The following is a 16560-nucleotide window of genomic DNA, read 5'->3' as shown; positions in this document are numbered from 1 at the left end:
GCGTCACCGCACCGTCGCGACGCGGAGGATCTCGGCGGGCGAGGTCAATCCGGCGCGGCATTTGGCGACCCCGTCGTCGAGCATCGTGGTCATGCCCGCCCGGATCGCCATGGTATCGATCTTCAGCCCGTCGGTTCGCTCTCCGATCAGTTCGCGCAGTTCATTGGACAGTTCGAGCAGCTCGAAGGCGCCGAGGCGGCCGCGATAGCCGGTTCCACCACAACGCTCGCAGCCGCAGGCCTCATGAATGATCTCGCCAGCCTTAAAGCCGATCGCCGCGAGCCGAGGATCCTCAGTGAGATCGGCGGTTGCCAACGGCCGCGCCGTCTTGCAGCGCTCGCACAATTGCCGGACCAGGCGCTGCGCGATGACGCCGCGCAGCACAGAGCGCAGCAGATAGCCTTCGACCCCGAGATCGAGCAGGCGCGGCACCGCGGCAGCCGCCGTCTCGGTGTGCAGCGTTGTCAGCACCAGATGGCCGGTCAACGCCGCATGCACCGCGACATGAGCGGTCTCCGTGTCGCGAATTTCGCCGACCATGATCACATCGGGGTCCTGGCGAACGAAGGAGCGCAGCGCGGTGGCGAAGGTCAGGCCGATCGCGGGCTTGATCTGGGACTGGTTGACGCCGGGGAGCTCATATTCGACCGGATCCTCGATCGTCAGGATCTTGCGGGTCGGTTCATTGAGGATCGATAGGATCGTCGCCAGCGTTGTGGTCTTGCCGCTGCCGGTCGGTCCGGTGATCACGACCATGCCGTGCGGCAGCTTCAGCAGCCGCCGGAGCTTGGTTTCGTCGGGCTCCGAAAACCCCAGCTTCTCCACCACCAGCAGGCCGCGATCCTTGGGCAGGATGCGGATGACACAGGATTCGCCATGCTGCGTCGGCATGATCGCGACGCGGATGTCGATGTCGGTACGCCCGGCCCGCAGCCGCGCCGCGCCATCCTGCGGTAGACGACGCTCGGCAATATTGAGATTGGCGATGATCTTGATGCGGGAGACCACCGCCTGCGGCAGCACGCCCGACAGCGCCGCGACCGGCCGCAGCAGACCATCGATGCGCAAGCGCACCATGAGGCCGGCGGAAAACGGCTCGATATGGATGTCGCTGGCGCGGAGCTCGACGGCCTTCTCGATCAGGTCGTTGACCGCGCGCACCACCGGTGCGCCGCTGGCGAGATCGCGCAGGCTCTCGATGTCGTCTTCCCGGGGCAGCGCCGCCGCCGAATCGGTGGCTTCGGCCTCCTCGGCGCTGGAAGAGTTGTTTAGCGCGATGGCGACGTCTTCCGACGACGCCACTTTCACGTCGATCCCGGCACCAAGCACGATCTGTGCCGCCCGCAACGTCGCCTGGTCAGTCGGATCGACGACCGCGAGCACGACGGTCCCGTCAGCCGTCCGGCAGGGATAGACCATGGTCTCGCGCAGGAAACGTGGCGAGAACGACCCGACCAACGGCTCGGCCGAGGTCATGTCCTGAAGCGTCAGGCGGCCGAGCGCGAAGAAGCGCGCGGCCTCGTCGGCGAATTCGGTCGGTGAGAGACTGGTGATCTCCCACAGCTTCAACTGCCTGACGTCGGCGCCCTGCCCGGTTCGCTCCGCCGATCCGTCGATCGGCGCCAGGTGATTGTTCTGACGCAGATAATCCACGAACCGAACGGACAGGTCGTTGGCCATTCCTTTGTATCCCGCCACACAATTCCGGATCGGTCCGTGCCATGCGCCGTCGCGTTCGGCTCCCGGCAGTTCTGCGGTTATCGATCCGAAGTGTGACAGCTGTGCGAAGTCACATCGCTCGCCGCGCTCAAGAAACCTTGACGTGGCATCGCGGACACGGTGCACGATTTTGGTGCGAGGCGTGGGGAGGGTCGCGAACGACAATCATGTAACCAATTTATTTCTGTCATGTTCGATCGATAAGAGTCCTCTCGGGGTAGGACCGATCGTCGCAGACAATCGAATTATCAGTTAGTAAGAGCGAAGGGCCTTCATGCAACGCGTAGGCACAGTGGGCCGCTGCCCGATCCGTGGCGGCCTGGCAGCCATGTTTGCCTTGGCGTCAATGGGGTTGTTGGCGTCCTGCAATTCCGCGACGGTCAGCGAAAGCGTCGACGCGTCCCAGCTCGACGTCACCGACAAGGTGCGATCGCTGGATCTGATGTCGCGCCAGCCGCAACCGGTGAACGCCTTGGCGACGGCTCAAGGCGGCCAGAACGGCAACGCCCGCGCGGCGATGTACGACGGCAGCGAGGTGACCGCGGTCGTCGACGCACGGCCGCAGCCGGCGTCGAACGGCAATGGCTTCGACCTGAATTTCGAGAGCACGCCGGTGGCGACCGTCGCCAAGGTCGTGCTGGGCGACATTTTGCATGTCGGCTACACCATCGATCCGCGGGTGCAGGGCACGGTGAGTCTGGTGTCGGTCCGCCCGGTGCCGAAATCCGATATGGTCTTCGTGCTTGAAAACGCGCTCCGCCTCAGCGGCGTGGTGCTGCTCAAGGATACGGCAGGCTATCGCCTGACGCCGCTCGGCGACGCCGTCGGCGGCGGCCGCGTCGATGCGGCGGCGGCCAATCCGGAACCCGGCTTCGGGATCTCGGTGGTCCCCCTGCAATATGTCTCGGCGCAAACGCTGCTGAAGCTGACCGACAGCTTCGCCACCAGGGCGGGCGCAATTCGCGCCGACACGACGCGCAACCTGTTGCTGATCCAGGGCACCGGCGCCGAGCGCCGCACCGCCGTCGACACCGTGCTGAGCTTCGACGTCGACTGGATGCGCGGCCAATCGGTCGGCATCTTCCCGATCTCGAGCGGCTCGCCCGCGCCTGTCATCGCCGAGCTGGAGAAGATCGTCGATTCCGGCGAGAACGGGCTCAGCCAGAACGTCATCAAGTTCATGCCGATCGCGCGCCTGAACGCGATCCTGGTCGTGACCAAGAAGCCAGACATGCTGCACACGGCCGCGACCTGGATCAAGCGGCTCGACCGCAACGACACCGCGCGCACCACGGTCCATGTCTACCGCGTCAAATACGGCGATGCGCGCCAGATCGCGCGGGTCCTGACCGACATGTTCCTCGGCGGTTCATCCGGCAATCTGCTCGACAGCGCCGACAGCCAGCTCGCGCCCGGCTCCGGCACCTCGTCGAGCTCGAGCGTCGCCGACCGCCTGTCGCTCAATAACAACAACGGCTCGAATTCGAGCATGGGCGGCTTCGCATCCCGCGGCACGTCAGGGACGGGCTCAACGGGCCAGGGCCTCGGCCAGGGATTTGGTGCCGGCGGCCAATCGAACAATGCCAACAACAATCAAGGCCAGGGCAACAATGCCGCGCTGGATAGCGGCCGCGGTGCCAGCGGCGGCAACGGCCAGCCGGTCATGCAGGACGTTCGCATCACTCCCGACGTCGTGAACAACAATCTGCTGATCTATGCCGACCAGGCCAACTACCGCATCATCGAGTCGACGCTGCTGCAGATCGACGAGCCGCAGCTACAGGTCGCGATCGACGCCACGATTGCCGAGGTCACGCTCAACAACACACTGTCCTATGGCGTGCAGACCTATCTCACCAGCCAGAACCTCGGGCTGAAGCCGAACACCGGCTCGATCCTCGGCACCCAGGCTACCGCGGCGCCCGCGACCACCACGGACGCGACCACCGGGATCGTCAGCGCCGCAGGTTCGCTCACCAATGCCTACATCAACCAGGCCTTTCCAGGCTTCAACTTCCTGATCGGAAACGCGACGCAGCCGAGCCTGATCCTGGATGCGCTGCACGCCGTCACCAGCGTCAAGGTGCTGTCCAATCCCTCGCTGGTCGTGATCAACAACCAGGTCGCCACCTTGCAGGTCGGCGACGTCGTCCCGGTATCGACCGGCAGCGCGACGGTGCTGACCACCAGCAACACCGTGGTCAACACCATCGACTATCGCAACACCGGCATCATCCTGAAGGTCTCGCCGCGCGTCAGCGTGAACGGCACGGTGCGGCTCGACGTCGAGCAGGAGATCAGCAACGTTCCCCAGAGCAGCGGCAGCACGGTCAACCTGACGCCGACCGTTTCGGAACGGCGGGTCAAGAGCCAGATCTCGGTGGCAAATGGCCAGACCGTGCTGCTGGCGGGCCTGATCAGCGAGCAGCAAAGCGGCGCCCGCAATGCGCTCCCAGTGCTCGACCAGATCCCCGGCCTCGGCGATGCCTTCGGGCATCAGAGCAACAGCACCCAGCGCACCGAGTTGATCATCTTCATCCGCCCGCAGATCATCCGCAACGGCACCGACGCCCAGGTCGTGGCCGAGGAGCTGCGATCGAAATTGCGCGGCAGCATCGCCACGACGACGACCAATGCGCCGATCACCACCAGCTATCACTGAGCCGGACAACGGGATGCTCCGCATGATCGCGCGACGGACAGGCTTCTGCACTTCTGCCGTGGTCGTACTTTGGGCCATGACCGCGTCTGTCGCCAGCGCCGACATTGCCGCGGTCGGCACGGCCGCCTTCCATCGCGGCGATTATGTCAGGGCGTTTCGCGAGCTCGCACCGGCCGCCGCGCGCGGCAATGCAAAGGCCCTCGGCCTGCTCGGCTTCATGTACGAGCATGGCTTCGGCGTGCCGCAGGCCTACGCCGCCGCCGCCGATTGCTACTATCGCGGCGCCACGCTGGGCGACCCGTTCGCGCAAGCGATGCTCGGCATGATGTATGACAAGGGCCACGGCCTCCCGAACGATTACGTGCTGGCCTACAAATGGCTCAATCTGGCGGCGGCCCGCTCGAACGGGCGGCAGCGCGAAGCCTATGTCCGGTTCCGCGATGCGGTCGCAGGCAAGCTTTCAACCTATGAGATCATTGCCGCTCAGCGATTTGCACTGGAATGGACTCCCGACCGACCCGGTCCGGACGTGCACCTGACGGTCAAATAATCGCCGACCCGGCGCGCCTGGTCGCGTCAGACAATATTGAAGACCTCCTAGGAGTCGTCACTCGACAATGCGCTGAACAGCCAAACTAGGACGGCACCAGCCGTGTACACGCCAAGGCCGGCGACTCCATTAACGACAAGAACAAGCTGGCCTATATCGATAAGCCGATCGGTGCGAACCATCCCGATGTCCGCCACCACGTGGTACATCCAGGTGCTGCAGAGCGCCGCGATCGCGATGCCTGCGATGATCCTGCCAAGCTGCAGCTCAGCCGTCAGCTGATGTTCTACCTTGATCGTCCACATCCGCTTAATTCCAAGGACCAGCATCGCGGCCCAACCAAGCGGCAGAATGAGTCTTGCAAGATCAAGGCGCCACGCCAGGAACGGAAATTCGCAAAGCGAGACAACCAGCGCCATCGAGACGAGGTAATTACCGTAAAGGTCAACCCTTGCTACCAGTTGCCTCGCTTTGTCGACCATCGACTACATTTCCTTCGGAGGAAAGAATGAGCCCAGATCACGACATACGGTTCCAAGGGCCTCGCCACGCGCGATGTGGTCAAAGACGCAATTATCAACGCCCACCTGCCTTTACCCCCTTGCCCTCAAGCCAGCGCAATATTGGCGAACTTTCTCGACCACAATGCCACCAAGTACGCTCAACGCACCTGCATCGACTGCAACGAGCGCATTGCTCACGAACGCTCCCTTGACCCGCCAAATGACGTCTTCCGAGGCTGGGGTAAGGCTGTTCGCGATAACGACGTCGAGCAAGAAGACGACCGACAGCCAGGCTAGGAAAGCGCAGGCTATGAGCTTGGCGAAGCCAGCGTCGCTGACGACAAGCGATTGAGTATTCAGCCGCCAGACGCGATAGAAAGTGTAGCTACAGATGACTACCCACCCCGCAATGAAGACAATGACGGGAGGAATAACGTTCAAGGCAAGGATCGGAATTTCCGCGACAGCAATTAAGACGGCGATCCGGAGTGCAATCCAAAGGTAAGCCGACACATCGGAAAGCACAGGCTCTTGATTATTGGTCATGACTGACGTGCGATTCCTGCCGGGCGCGTCTGCGCCGCTCTGGTTTCTGAGTGTTGGCTCGATCTCGCCCTGGTCGACGAAGCTAGTTCTCCTCCGCGAGAACAGGAAAGCCGGCGGTTGAGGGAGCAACCTGGAACGTTGCGAAGATCGCGAGCCAGACGGACAACCCTGCCACAGCAGGCGAGCGTTCAACGAAAAGAACGACTCACCGTCACGTGCACCCCATGCCGCCCTCGCGCACCTGCGAGATCAACGGCAGCCTGCAACTGGTAGAAGACGCTTCTCTACATTGCAACTGACTTCTGCGGTTTCTCCGGGAGGCGGAGAACAATGGAACTACGCTTCTGCTTCGAGCATCGATGCACCTCGCGATTTACAAAGAACCCCTTTATCAAGCTAGACTCTCGATCGTTGTTGATCGCGACAGAGTCCGACGCTGCCGGCGAAATTCAGGTCGCCGTACCATGCGCTGCGACAGTATGGCGCAGCTCTGCGAATTGACTCCAATTTTCCGATGACTTGTCGCGATACATCGGTTACCGCGGCAGCGCTCGCAATCACAGCGCCCCTCTAAGACGTGGATGTCGTTCTGGCCAACGCGCGCCCGCCTCTCCCCGGCCGCACCTTCCGTCGCCGCAACCGACGCCATCCGATCACGACACCGCTGATCGAAACGACCGTGCCGACGGCCGACAACAGCCACACCACGACATCGCGTGCCGGCCAGATGCGCAGCAGCAGCGGGACATCCAGGCTGTGCAGCGCGTTGAACAGCCAGCGATAGGAGCGGCGGCTGTCGTCGCTGCGGTCGAGGATCTCGCCGGTGACGGGAGAGATGTGCAGCCACGTGCGGGCGGGATCGTCGAATCCGATGCGCAGCACCGGAAGCTCACGCGTCTGGTGCAGCGTGTACCAATAGGCATCCGACTCGTCGAGCTGTCGCGCCGACGTCATCGCAACGCCCGGCATGGCGCTGTGCGCTGCGGCGATGATCTCGTCTTGCGAGAGCGTCGCGGGCGCACCGGTCACGGGATCGGCCAGGCTCCGGCCGCCTTTGTCGTCACTGAGCAGCATCAGCCGGTGTCCGGCGACCCAAGCAAAGCGCGCCTCCATGGCCGGGATCGATGACGACGACTGAAAGGCGGCGACAATGTCGGGCGCGTCGTGGCCGCTATAAGCCACCGCAATCTCGCGGGTGATGCCGCGAGCGGAGAACGCACCGCCGGGATTGAGCGACAGCCAACCGCTGAACATCCAGGTGAAGACGAAGATGCCGCCGATCAGGCCGGCGATGTGATGCCAGGCCATCCAGCCGCGATAGGGCGAGACGGCGCCGTCGGCGTAACGGCGCGTCAGCCGCAGGCGGAGGATGCCGATCCAGAAGCCGGTGACCGCGACGACGAGGCAGACGCCCGAGACCCACAGCACCACATCCCGCCACAGCGGCCCGTCCTTGCGCAGCACGGTCGGATAGATCCAATGCGGGATCGAGCCGAGCCAGTTCCAAATGCGTTCGCGCCGTGTGGTGTCGAGCGCGATCTCGCCCGTGCGCGAGGAGACGTAGAGCTCGGTGCCATCGGGATCACCGAGCCCGATCAGATAGAGCGGCCGCAACGGATCGAAGCGCGCGGTGACCGACCACTGGTCGCGCGTCACCGTATCGAGCAATTGCGGCCGTACCGCATGCGGATGATGGCGAGCGACCGCGAGCGCCTGATCCGGCGTGACATGGTCGATGACACCGCCGTCGATCGCCGAGATCGTGACGGCGCCCCCCTTCCACCCGGTCACACGATAGACCGGAACATCGTCCATCATCGAGAGCCGGAGATCGCGGGGATAGCGATCCATCCCCGCGATCCCCATCGCACGATCGGGTGCGACCCGCACCTTGCCCCACGAAATGACGGGAAGCGCGGACAGCCGCTCGCCGTCGGTGAGGCGCGGAAACGCCACATACATCATGACGAGACCGGAGCTGAACCACATCGCGAAGAAGAGGCAGGTCGCAATGCCGATCCAGCGATGAACGACATAGAGCCATCGCCGCCCGCGCCGGATCAGAGCGTTGCGCATGATCAGAACTTCACGTTGACGGAGAGTTCGGCGGTGCGCGGCATGCCGAGCAGCCATTGCCCGGCGTATGGCGATGTCACTGCATAGACCTTGTCGAACAGATTGTAGACCCGAAACGCGACCGTGGTGCGGTCATCGGGCTTCCACCTGATGCCGCCATTGACCACATTGTAGCCCGGCCGCAACTGGGTATTGGCGAGATCTGAGTACATCGCACCGACCATCTGCACGCCGCCATAGACCGACCAGCTCGGCGCGAAGTCCCAGGTCACCCAGACGTTAGCGACCTTTTGCGGCACGTTAATCGGCACATTGCCGGCATAGCTGACGATCTTGCCGCTCACCAGCTGGCTGTTGTTGTCGTACTTGGCCTGCAACATTGCGACGTTGGTGTCGATGCGCCAGCCATCGTTCAGCGCCAGCCCGACCGAAGCCTCGACCCCGCGGGATGATTGCTGACCGACCTGCAGCGCCGGACCGGTGGGAGCGTTGGGATCGGCAATGAGCAGATTGTTCTTGACGATCTGATAGCCCGCCAGCGTCCACTCGCCGCGCCCGCCCCAAAACGACTGCTTGACCCCGAACTCGGTCTGCTTGCCGGTGGAAAGCTGGAAGGTCTTTTGCGAGGCCGCCAGCGAGATGATGTTGCCGACCGGATCGACGCCAACCGCATACTGGCCATAGAGGGCGAGATTCTTGATCGGCTCATACACAACGCCGGTGCGCCAGCTGGTGCCCGACAGCGTGGTGTCGAAACTGTTACCCGGTATCTTGTAGTCGGTACGGTCGACCTCGGGGCGATCATATCTGACGCCGGTGACCAGCGACAACTGGTCGGTCAGCGATAGCCGATCTTCGGCGAATAGCGCGTATTGATTGACGATTGCATTGAAGCCCGGCGTGGTCGGGTATTGCGTCGTGAAGAACGACCCCGGATCGTACACGTAGGGACTGACTGAGGATGTCGTGGCCACGGTCCCAGTGAATGAGTTATTGGTGTGGAAGAACTCGATGTGGTTGACGTCAAACCCCGAGACGAAGCGGTTCTCGAGGCCGAAAATATGGCCACTGAACGTCGCATCCATGCGGTTGCCGGCCTGCTTCTGATCGTGGAATATCTCAAGATAGCTCGTGCGATCAATCAGCTGCGTCTTGGGGTTGAAAGTGTAGCTTTCGATGTCGCGCCAGTGCCGTTCGCTGGTCAGATAGTACAATGTGTTGCTGATCTTGATGCCGTCGGCGACATCCCACTCGGTCTTGAACTGGGTCCAGCTGTCCTGATAGCGGATCGCGCTATCAGACGCGTTGTAGTTCTTGAAGCGCAGCGCATCCTGGATCGCGCCGTTGATCAGCGGCGTGCCGAAATAGCGCGACGGGCTGCGGTCGCCATAATCCTCGGACAGCGTGAAGGCGAGATTCTCTGACGCCTGCACCCGCACGGCGGCGGAGACCACCGCATTCGAGGTCTTGTCGCGATCGACCCAGCCGTCCGACATGTTGCCGGTGGCGTTGATGCGGTACGACACATTGGGATTGATCGGACCGGTGCTGTCCACCGAGAGCCGCCGCGTCATGTTGCTGTCGAGCGAGACCTCGGCCTCATTGTAGGGCGTATTCTGCGGCTTCTTCGGGATCACGTTGATGACGCCGCCGATCGCTCCTTCGCCATACAGCACCGAGGCCGGGCCGCGCAGCACTTCGATGCGCTGTGTCGACCAGGTGTCGTAGGGGAACGTCAGCGTGCCGGAGCCGATATAGAAGCGCGTGCCGTCATACAGCGTCATCACCGAGTTGCTGCCGGCAAAGCCGCGGGTGCTGAACGACAGGCCGCCATTGCCGGGCGCCGGCGTCGCGATGAACCCGGCCGCATTCTGGGTGACGGCGTCGGTCACATTATGCTGGCCGCGCTCAGCGATGGTCTGCGCCGTGATGATCTCGACGCTGGCCGGCGTCTGCAATGGCGTGAGGTTGAGGCGGCTGCCGGTGCCGCCCTGCGTGGTAGCGTTGAGCGTCGGCGAGGCCGTCCCCGATGCGCCTGAGGCTGCGGCGCGCGGCGCGCCTTCGGTCGCAGCTGCCGTTGCAGGCCTGGCGCGTGGCCGCGACGACGCGGCAGTATTGCTGCTTCGTGCCGCGGGCTTCGGCTTTGCGGACGTCGAGGGCGAGACCTCGATTGGATCGAGGCTGGTGGTTGGAGCTGTTTGAGCCGAGCCTTCGGCCGGCAGCAACAATGATGAGAGGGAGCAGACGAGGCCGAGGCGCCATTTGCGCGCAACGGGAGAGGACGGAGACATGAAAAGACTCGCGGTAACGTGGCACGTCACCGCGAACGCGGACTGGCGCATTGCCCACAAGGCAGTGCTCCGATCCCACCAGGACGCCCCCGCCCGATGTGCTCGCGTGTGACCACGACTGACGGCAGGTCTCCTGGCTCACGGGTCATCGCCTGTCGACGCCTTCCCGGACTGAACAGCCCAGTGGCAAATTGACGAAAGGCTCGCCGTTTACAGTTGCGGGGACAGCTGCGGCATTGGGGTTACCCTCGCACCGCATTCCCTTTTGATCCCCGAAGGGAACCGTCGCCAAAAACGATAGGTGGTCGACGCGGAGCTGTCAATTCGACGTGAGCGTCGCACACGTGCTTTGCGAGAGGGCGTGGCCACGACGTCACAAATGAGTGCCGACATACCTCACTAAGCTTCGACACAGTTCTGCATGACGGCGTCGATCTCGTCACGCGACAACGCGCCCATCTCGGCGATGAACACGATGCGCGTGCGGGGCACGCCGGGCGTCGGCACACCGCCGGCAGCCAGTGTCGCGCGGCCGCCGGCGAGTTGAAATACCGTCAGCCGTCCGGGCTGTTCGACCGTCTCGAACAATCCCTTCGCCCGCGCCAGCTTCGGCGCCAGTTTGCCGATCGCCTGCTGCAGGCGCGCCAGCCGCACCGGCCGCTCCGAGGTCCAGCTCAAGGTTTCAAATCGGTCCGACGCCGGCCGGCGCGGCGGGGTCTCACGCGACATCGGCACATGATCAACGTCGGTCGGAAACAGCAACTCCGTCGGCACCTCGCCATGCACGGCATCGACCACCACGGCCGCGGGACGCACCGCGCGCACGGCATCGCGGATCGCGGTCTGCGCGGCTGCATCGGCGAGATCGACCTTGCTCAGCGCCACCACATCGGCTGCCCGCAACTGCGAGCGCAGCAGCGCATCGTCCAGTGCGGCCACCGGCTGCGTCGCGTCGACCACGCAGAGCACGGTCTCCAGCGGCGCCTCCTTCCAAATCACGGGATCCATCAGGTTGCGCACGATGTCGGCGGGATCGGCGATCCCGCTGGTCTCGATCACGATGAACTCGGGACGCGGATCACGCCGCAGTAAATTGGCGAGCGTGCGCAGCAGATCACCCTCCAGCGTGCAGCAGATGCAGCCATTGCTCAGGCTGACCACGCCATCGCTGGCGCCGGCGATCAATTCGGCATCGATATTGATCGCGCCGAAATCGTTGACCACGGCGGCGATGCGCTTGCCTTGCGCATGCGCCAGCAGATGGTTGACGACCGTGGTCTTGCCCGCCCCGAGAAAGCCCGCGACCAGCAGGATCGGGACCGGCACCTCAGCCTCCAGTGACGGGCCGGCGCACCGGCCGGCCGGGACGCGCCGCGACATCGAGCACGCCATCGTTGATCAGCGGCTGGCCACTGACCACAAGATGCCGCACACCTTCCGCCGGGCGGTTCATCGCGGAGAAGGTCGCGCGATCGCTCAGCGTCTCGTAGTCGAACACCACGACATCGGCGTCGGCACCCACTTGCAGCCTGCCCTTGGCGCGCATTGCCGGCGTGCTCGCCGACAGGATCTCGGCCGGGATGAGCGCACATTTGCGGATGCCCTCGAGCAGCGACACTTTCTTGCGCTCACGCACCCATTCGCGGATGAAGCGGGTGAAGCAGCCCGCCGAGCGCGGATGCGAGGTGGCATCGTCAGGCAGCGGCCAGGCGTCGCCGCTGTAGGGACGGCCGTCCGACGTCGTCCAGGGCATCGCGTCAGAGGCGATCGCGCCGCCCGGATACAGCACCGCCATGTCGAGCAGATCGCGATGATGCGCGTTGTTCTCGATGTCGAGCACGTGCCACAACACCAGCGTGGAGGGCTCTTCGGCCTGCGCGGCCAGCAGCTCCTCGCGGCTGCCGAAGCGATGACCGTCGGTCACGCGCTGCACGGAATCATAGCCGAGGCCGTTGCGCTCCTCGAATTTCGGATCGCTGAAAAAGGTCGCCGCCAGCACGGTCGAGCCGGTACCGTACGGATAGGCTTCCACCGTGATCGGTAGGCCCTGCGCCTGCGCTTTGGCGATCAGCGCGACACAGCGTTCGATGTCCGTCTTGCTCGACGAGTTGAAGTGGCAGATGTGCATATGCGCGCCGGTGGCGCCAGCATAGCCGATCAGACGGATGTAAGCCTCGGCGGCGCTCTCGGGGTCGATGCGCGACATGTAGGCGACGTGGGTGAAGGTCGGCACCGCGTGATTGGCCGCGAGCTGGCACACCGCGGTCAGTTCCTGCACGCCGGCGCCCGGCGCATAGGCGTTGAGGATGCCGATGCCGATGCCGCCCTCGTTCAGCCCGTTGGCGAGACGCTCGAGGATGCCGCCGACCTCGCCTTCGGTCGCGACGTTCTCGATCCAGCGGCGATCGCGCATCGCCGCGCCGAACGATTCCAGCGAGCTTTCCGAATTCGAGCCGGTCATCGCGCCGATCCGCGCGAAGGCCCAGTTGGCCGCCGCGCCGTAATTCAGCACCCGCCCCTTCTCGGCCTGGCGCTTGTACCAGGATGCGACCGGCAGCACGCCGGCCTCGAGGTCGAGCGTCGTCGTCACCCCGTCGAAGGCCTGCATGCGATCGGCCGGAATGGTCTGGCCGTGCGCGTGCAGGTCGATGAAGCCGGGCGCCACCACGAGCCCGGTCGCGTCGATCTGCCGCTCCGCGCCGCCGAGCCCAGTGCCCACAGCGGCGATCTTGCCGTCGACCACAGCGACGTCGCCGATCGCGTCCATCCCGCTGGCCGGATCCACCACCCGGCCGCCGCTGATCACCAAACCAACCATCTCGCCACTCCCCGCATTCCGAAACCGACTGGTCTCGCGTCGGGCACAGAGAAGCGCATCGCAGGCATCGCAGCAACCGGGCCAGGGTTGTGGCGACATGCTGTGGCGGAATGTCCGCCGCGACGTGATCGCGATTGCACGGCGGCTCTCCTACGTTCCGGTTGCGCGCCGCGACGGCAGCCCGCGCCAGAGATCGGGGCTAGGCTTGATGCGGCCCGCCGCGAGGCTCGGTGGCGTACAGTCCTTGGCACGGTCCTTGGCGATCGCCGCGTCGACCGCGCGCCTGAGCCTGACATGGTCGATCTGCGCCAGGAATCGCCTGACGACGCCATCCTGATCCGCGCCCCGACCGGAGATCGCCGCGCACAGCTCCGCGGTCGTCCTGCGGAAGAAGTGGAAGGCATCACCGGCCGCGCCGCCCAGCCGGTCGATCTCGCCGGCCACACCGAGCGCGTGCATCCGATCGTCGTCCTCGCGCGTCACCGCGAACCGCAGCACGGCAAGCTGCCAGGCACGGAGCAGCTTGCTCCCCGGTTCGGTCGCATCCTCGCGCATCAGTCGAGCACCCCGCGCGCCAACGCTCCTTCGGCTGTCGAGGGAGATCAGGCGCGGCGCGACTATCCTTGCGCGGGAATAGGTTTTCGAGGGGAGCCTGCGCTCGATCGCATAAGGATCGCATAGGCGGAGCGCACTGGGTCCCAATTCGTTCAAATCCCCTCGAACTGCAGCCGCGCCAGTCGCGCATAGAGGCCGCCCGCGGCGACCAGCTCGGTATGAGTGCCCTGCTCGACGATCTTGCCCTGATCCATGACAAGGATACGGTCGCAGGACAGCACGGTCGCCAAGCGATGCGCGATCACCAGCGTGGTGCGGTGGCGCATCAATTCCTCGAGCGCTGTCTGCACCAGCGTCTCGCTCTCGGCGTCGAGCGCGGAGGTCGCTTCATCGAGCAGCAGCAGCGGCGCGTCGCGCAGGATCGCGCGGGCAATCGCGATGCGCTGGCGCTGGCCGCCTGAGAGCGTCACGCCGCGCTCGCCGAGCTGAGCGTCGAACCCCTCAGGCAGCCGGCGCAGGAATTCGGTGGCGTGCGCGAGATCCGCGGCGCGCTCGACCTCGGCATCGCTGGCATCGGGCCGGCCGAACCGGATGTTCTCGCGGGCAGAGGCGGCGAACACCACGGAATCCTGCGGCACCAGCGCGATCCGCGCCCGCACCTCGGCTGGATCGGCCTGCCGGATCGGCACGCCGTCGAGCGAAATGGTGCCCGATTTCGGATCGTAGAAGCGCAGCAGCAAATGGAACAGCGTGCTCTTGCCGGCGCCGGACGGGCCGACGATCGCGACCTTCTCACCCGAACCGACCTTCAGCGACACGCCGTCGACCGCCAGCGCATTGGGCCGGGTCGGATAGGCGAAGCTGACATCGTCGAAGCCGACATCGCCGCGTGCCGGCTGCGGCAGCGCGCGCGGCGAAGCCGGGGCCGCGATCTGCGGCTTGACGCGCAGGATCTCGAACAGCCGTTCGGCGGCCCCCGACGCGGCCGAGACCTCGCCCCAGACCTCGCTGAGCTGGCCGAGGCCGCTCGCCGCGAACGCCGTATAGAGAATGAACTGGCCGAGCCGGCCCGGGCTGATGGCGCCGACCAGCACGTCATGCGAGCCGACCCACAGGATCACGACGACGCTGGCGAACACGATGAAGATGACGATCAGCGTCAGCACCGCGCGCGCCTTGGTCGAGCTGCGCGCGGCCTGATAGGCCTGCTCGACCTCGCCGGCAAAGCGCGTCCGGGCGAGCCGCTCGCCGGTATAGGCCTGCACGGTCCGGATCGCGTTGACCAGCTCGCTTGCATAGGCGCTGGCATCGGCCAGCGTGTCCTGGGCGGTACGGGACAGCCGCCGCACCCAGCGGCCGAATGCGACCAATGGAATCACGATGATCGGAATCGCGAGCAGCACGAAACCGGACAGCCTTGGGCTCGTGATCACCATCATCGCGGCGGCGCCGAAGAACAGCATCAGATTGCGCAGCGCGATCGACACCGACGCGCCGACCGCGGACTTGATCTGCGTGGTATCGGCGGTGAGCCGCGACACCAGTTCGCCGCTCCGTGCGGAATCGAAGAACGCGGGCGACAGCGAGATCAGGTGCGCGAACACGTCGCGGCGGAGATCGGCGACGATGCGCTCGCCGATCGTCATCACGAGGTAGTAACGCGAGGCGCTGGCACAGGCGAGCACCGCCACAACCGCGATCATCACGCTGAAATAGCTGTTGATCATCGCGATGCCTTCGGGCGTGAAGCCCATGTCGATCATCCGCCGCACCGCGACCGGCACGATCAGCGTGGTGATCGCGGCAATGGTCAGCGAGATCAGCGCGAGGATCGCCCGCCCCTTGTAGCGCGCGACATAGGGCGCCAGCGCAAGCAGCGGCCGCAAGCGGGCACGGTTCTTGGCCGGCTCCGTGATCTGGCTCTCGATGAAGGCTTCCTCATCGAGCAATGCGTCGCGCGGCGGCTCGTGGCTGCCTCGAGGGGTCTCAAGCTGTTCAGCTATGCTCATCAATCTAGACCGGTTCTATCGCCCCCCACATAGGCCCGCCGACCCCCGGCTGGCAAATCCGGTAAAGTCCCAATCCGGTGATGGGCTTAAGCCCCCCTTTCTTGGCTTGTTTTGGGGGGCTCCATGCGTTATAGAGCCGGCCAAATCCCGTACCTGAATGTCTTGAGATGGGCGCCGGCGCGCCAGAGGAACTGTCATGAAAGCCGATATTCATCCGAATTATCATACGATTAAGGTCGTCATGACCGACGGCACCGAGTACCTGACCCGCTCGACCTGGGGCAAGGAAGGCGACACGCTGAACCTCGACATCGACCCCAAGTCGCACCCGGCCTGGACCGGCGGTACCCAGCAGCTGATGGACCGCGGCGGCCGCGTCTCGCGCTTCCAGAAGAAGTTTTCGGGCTTCCTCAAGAAGGACTAAAGTCCGCTTCGGGATACCCTTCGCGATCAAATGCAAAACGCCTCCATCCCGGGGGCGTTTTTGTTTTTGGGGCCGTCCGGATCGTTTGGATGGACAAGCGTGCCACCCCGTCGTCCCGGCGAAGGCCGGGACCCATAACCACCGCGCAACTGTCAATTCCGTCATCCTGAGGCGCGAGCCTCTTCGGCGAGCCTCGAAGGATCGGCGGCCACCAGCCGGGCCGGGCATCCTTCGAGACTCGCTGCGCTCGCACCTCAGGATGACGGGGGTAAATCTCGTGCATCGTCAAACAGCGCTGAGGATGTGCAACGACGTTCTCGCGACATGATCTGTCCGAGCTTTGCTGGTCTTTTCCGCCCTCCTCTCTCAGAGGGCGCAGGGAAAGCCGGGTGCCGATCGCACCCATG

At 64.6% G+C, this 16560-nt stretch carries 12 protein-coding genes and 1 riboswitch; of the genes, 3 read left to right on the top strand and 9 right to left on the bottom strand.

The features are described 5' to 3' along the window. Positions 1–3 precede the first annotated feature (3 nt). A complete protein-coding gene (locus JQ616_RS18075) occupies positions 4–1680 on the bottom strand; it encodes a GspE/PulE family protein (protein ID WP_212016535.1) in 1677 nt (558 codons plus the stop codon). Positions 1681–1993: 313 nt separating this feature from the next. Between JQ616_RS18075 and gspD the strand changes: the two genes are divergently transcribed. Continuing rightward, positions 1994–4381: a type II secretion system secretin GspD gene (gene gspD, locus JQ616_RS18070; protein ID WP_212016533.1), complete on the top strand. Its 2388-nt coding sequence runs from the start codon at positions 1994–1996 to the stop codon at positions 4379–4381. Between the two features lie 76 nt (positions 4382–4457). Further along, positions 4458–4931 (top strand): tetratricopeptide repeat protein, encoded by a 474-nt coding sequence (locus tag JQ616_RS18065; RefSeq protein WP_212016531.1) that lies wholly within the window; start codon positions 4458–4460, stop codon positions 4929–4931. Positions 4932–4978: 47 nt separating this feature from the next. On the opposite strand, the gene JQ616_RS18060 is transcribed toward JQ616_RS18065, so the two are convergent. The 8 genes from JQ616_RS18060 to JQ616_RS18025 form a co-directional block, all read right to left on the bottom strand. After that, entirely contained in the window at positions 4979–5413 is a 435-nt protein-coding gene (locus tag JQ616_RS18060) for a hypothetical protein (protein WP_212016529.1), read from the bottom strand. 111 nt (positions 5414–5524) lie between these two features. Beyond that, positions 5525–5980 carry a hypothetical protein gene (locus JQ616_RS18055; protein ID WP_212016527.1) on the bottom strand — a complete coding sequence of 152 codons (456 nt, stop codon included), beginning with the start codon at positions 5978–5980 and terminating at the stop codon, positions 5525–5527. A gap of 570 nt (positions 5981–6550) precedes the next feature. Continuing rightward, positions 6551–8056: a PepSY domain-containing protein gene (locus JQ616_RS18050; RefSeq protein ID WP_212016525.1), complete on the bottom strand. Its 1506-nt coding sequence runs from the start codon at positions 8054–8056 to the stop codon at positions 6551–6553. Positions 8057–8058: 2 nt separating this feature from the next. Continuing rightward, the gene (locus tag JQ616_RS18045) at positions 8059–10347 is read right to left on the bottom strand and encodes a TonB-dependent receptor (protein ID WP_212016523.1); all 2289 of its coding nucleotides are present in this window, start codon (positions 10345–10347) and stop codon (positions 8059–8061) included. Between the two features lie 106 nt (positions 10348–10453). Then, positions 10454–10649: riboswitch (cobalamin riboswitch) on the bottom strand. Between the two features lie 97 nt (positions 10650–10746). Continuing rightward, positions 10747–11673 (bottom strand): CobW family GTP-binding protein, encoded by a 927-nt coding sequence (locus JQ616_RS18040; RefSeq protein ID WP_212016521.1) that lies wholly within the window; start codon positions 11671–11673, stop codon positions 10747–10749. A 1-nt stretch (position 11674) separates the two neighbouring features. Further along, positions 11675–13165, bottom strand: coding sequence for an amidohydrolase family protein (locus tag JQ616_RS18035; protein ID WP_212016519.1), 1491 nt, complete (start codon positions 13163–13165; stop codon positions 11675–11677). 150 nt (positions 13166–13315) lie between these two features. After that, positions 13316–13720 (bottom strand): hypothetical protein, encoded by a 405-nt coding sequence (locus JQ616_RS18030; RefSeq protein WP_249136955.1) that lies wholly within the window; start codon positions 13718–13720, stop codon positions 13316–13318. A 152-nt stretch (positions 13721–13872) separates the two neighbouring features. Continuing rightward, a complete protein-coding gene (locus JQ616_RS18025; RefSeq protein ID WP_212016517.1) occupies positions 13873–15729 on the bottom strand; it encodes an ABC transporter ATP-binding protein/permease in 1857 nt (618 codons plus the stop codon). Between the two features lie 196 nt (positions 15730–15925). Here JQ616_RS18025 and rpmE point away from each other — a divergent pair, with 196 nt between their 5' ends. After that, entirely contained in the window at positions 15926–16153 is a 228-nt protein-coding gene (gene rpmE, locus JQ616_RS18020) for a 50S ribosomal protein L31 (RefSeq protein WP_016845230.1), read from the top strand. Positions 16154–16560: the final 407 nt, after the last annotated feature.

This window comes from Bradyrhizobium tropiciagri (assembly GCF_018130545.1).
GTDB lineage: Bacteria > Pseudomonadota > Alphaproteobacteria > Rhizobiales > Xanthobacteraceae > Bradyrhizobium > Bradyrhizobium tropiciagri_A.
The sequence above is the reverse complement of the archived record's forward strand: the minus strand, read 5'-3'. Positions and strand labels throughout refer to the sequence as shown.

Coding starts and splice junctions, on each gene's coding strand:
- JQ616_RS18075 (WP_212016535.1), bottom strand. CDS start 1,680: ATGGCCAACGACCTGTCCGTTCGGTTCGTGGATTATCTGCGTCAGAAC.
- gspD (WP_212016533.1), top strand. CDS start 1,994: ATGCAACGCGTAGGCACAGTGGGCCGCTGCCCGATCCGTGGCGGCCTG.
- JQ616_RS18065 (WP_212016531.1), top strand. CDS start 4,458: ATGACCGCGTCTGTCGCCAGCGCCGACATTGCCGCGGTCGGCACGGCC.
- JQ616_RS18060 (WP_212016529.1), bottom strand. CDS start 5,413: ATGGTCGACAAAGCGAGGCAACTGGTAGCAAGGGTTGACCTTTACGGT.
- JQ616_RS18055 (WP_212016527.1), bottom strand. CDS start 5,980: ATGACCAATAATCAAGAGCCTGTGCTTTCCGATGTGTCGGCTTACCTT.
- JQ616_RS18050 (WP_212016525.1), bottom strand. CDS start 8,056: ATGCGCAACGCTCTGATCCGGCGCGGGCGGCGATGGCTCTATGTCGTT.
- JQ616_RS18045 (WP_212016523.1), bottom strand. CDS start 10,347: ATGTCTCCGTCCTCTCCCGTTGCGCGCAAATGGCGCCTCGGCCTCGTC.
- JQ616_RS18035 (WP_212016519.1), bottom strand. CDS start 13,165: ATGGTTGGTTTGGTGATCAGCGGCGGCCGGGTGGTGGATCCGGCCAGC.
- JQ616_RS18030 (WP_249136955.1), bottom strand. CDS start 13,720: ATGCGCGAGGATGCGACCGAACCGGGGAGCAAGCTGCTCCGTGCCTGG.
- JQ616_RS18025 (WP_212016517.1), bottom strand. CDS start 15,729: ATGAGCATAGCTGAACAGCTTGAGACCCCTCGAGGCAGCCACGAGCCG.
- rpmE (WP_016845230.1), top strand. CDS start 15,926: ATGAAAGCCGATATTCATCCGAATTATCATACGATTAAGGTCGTCATG.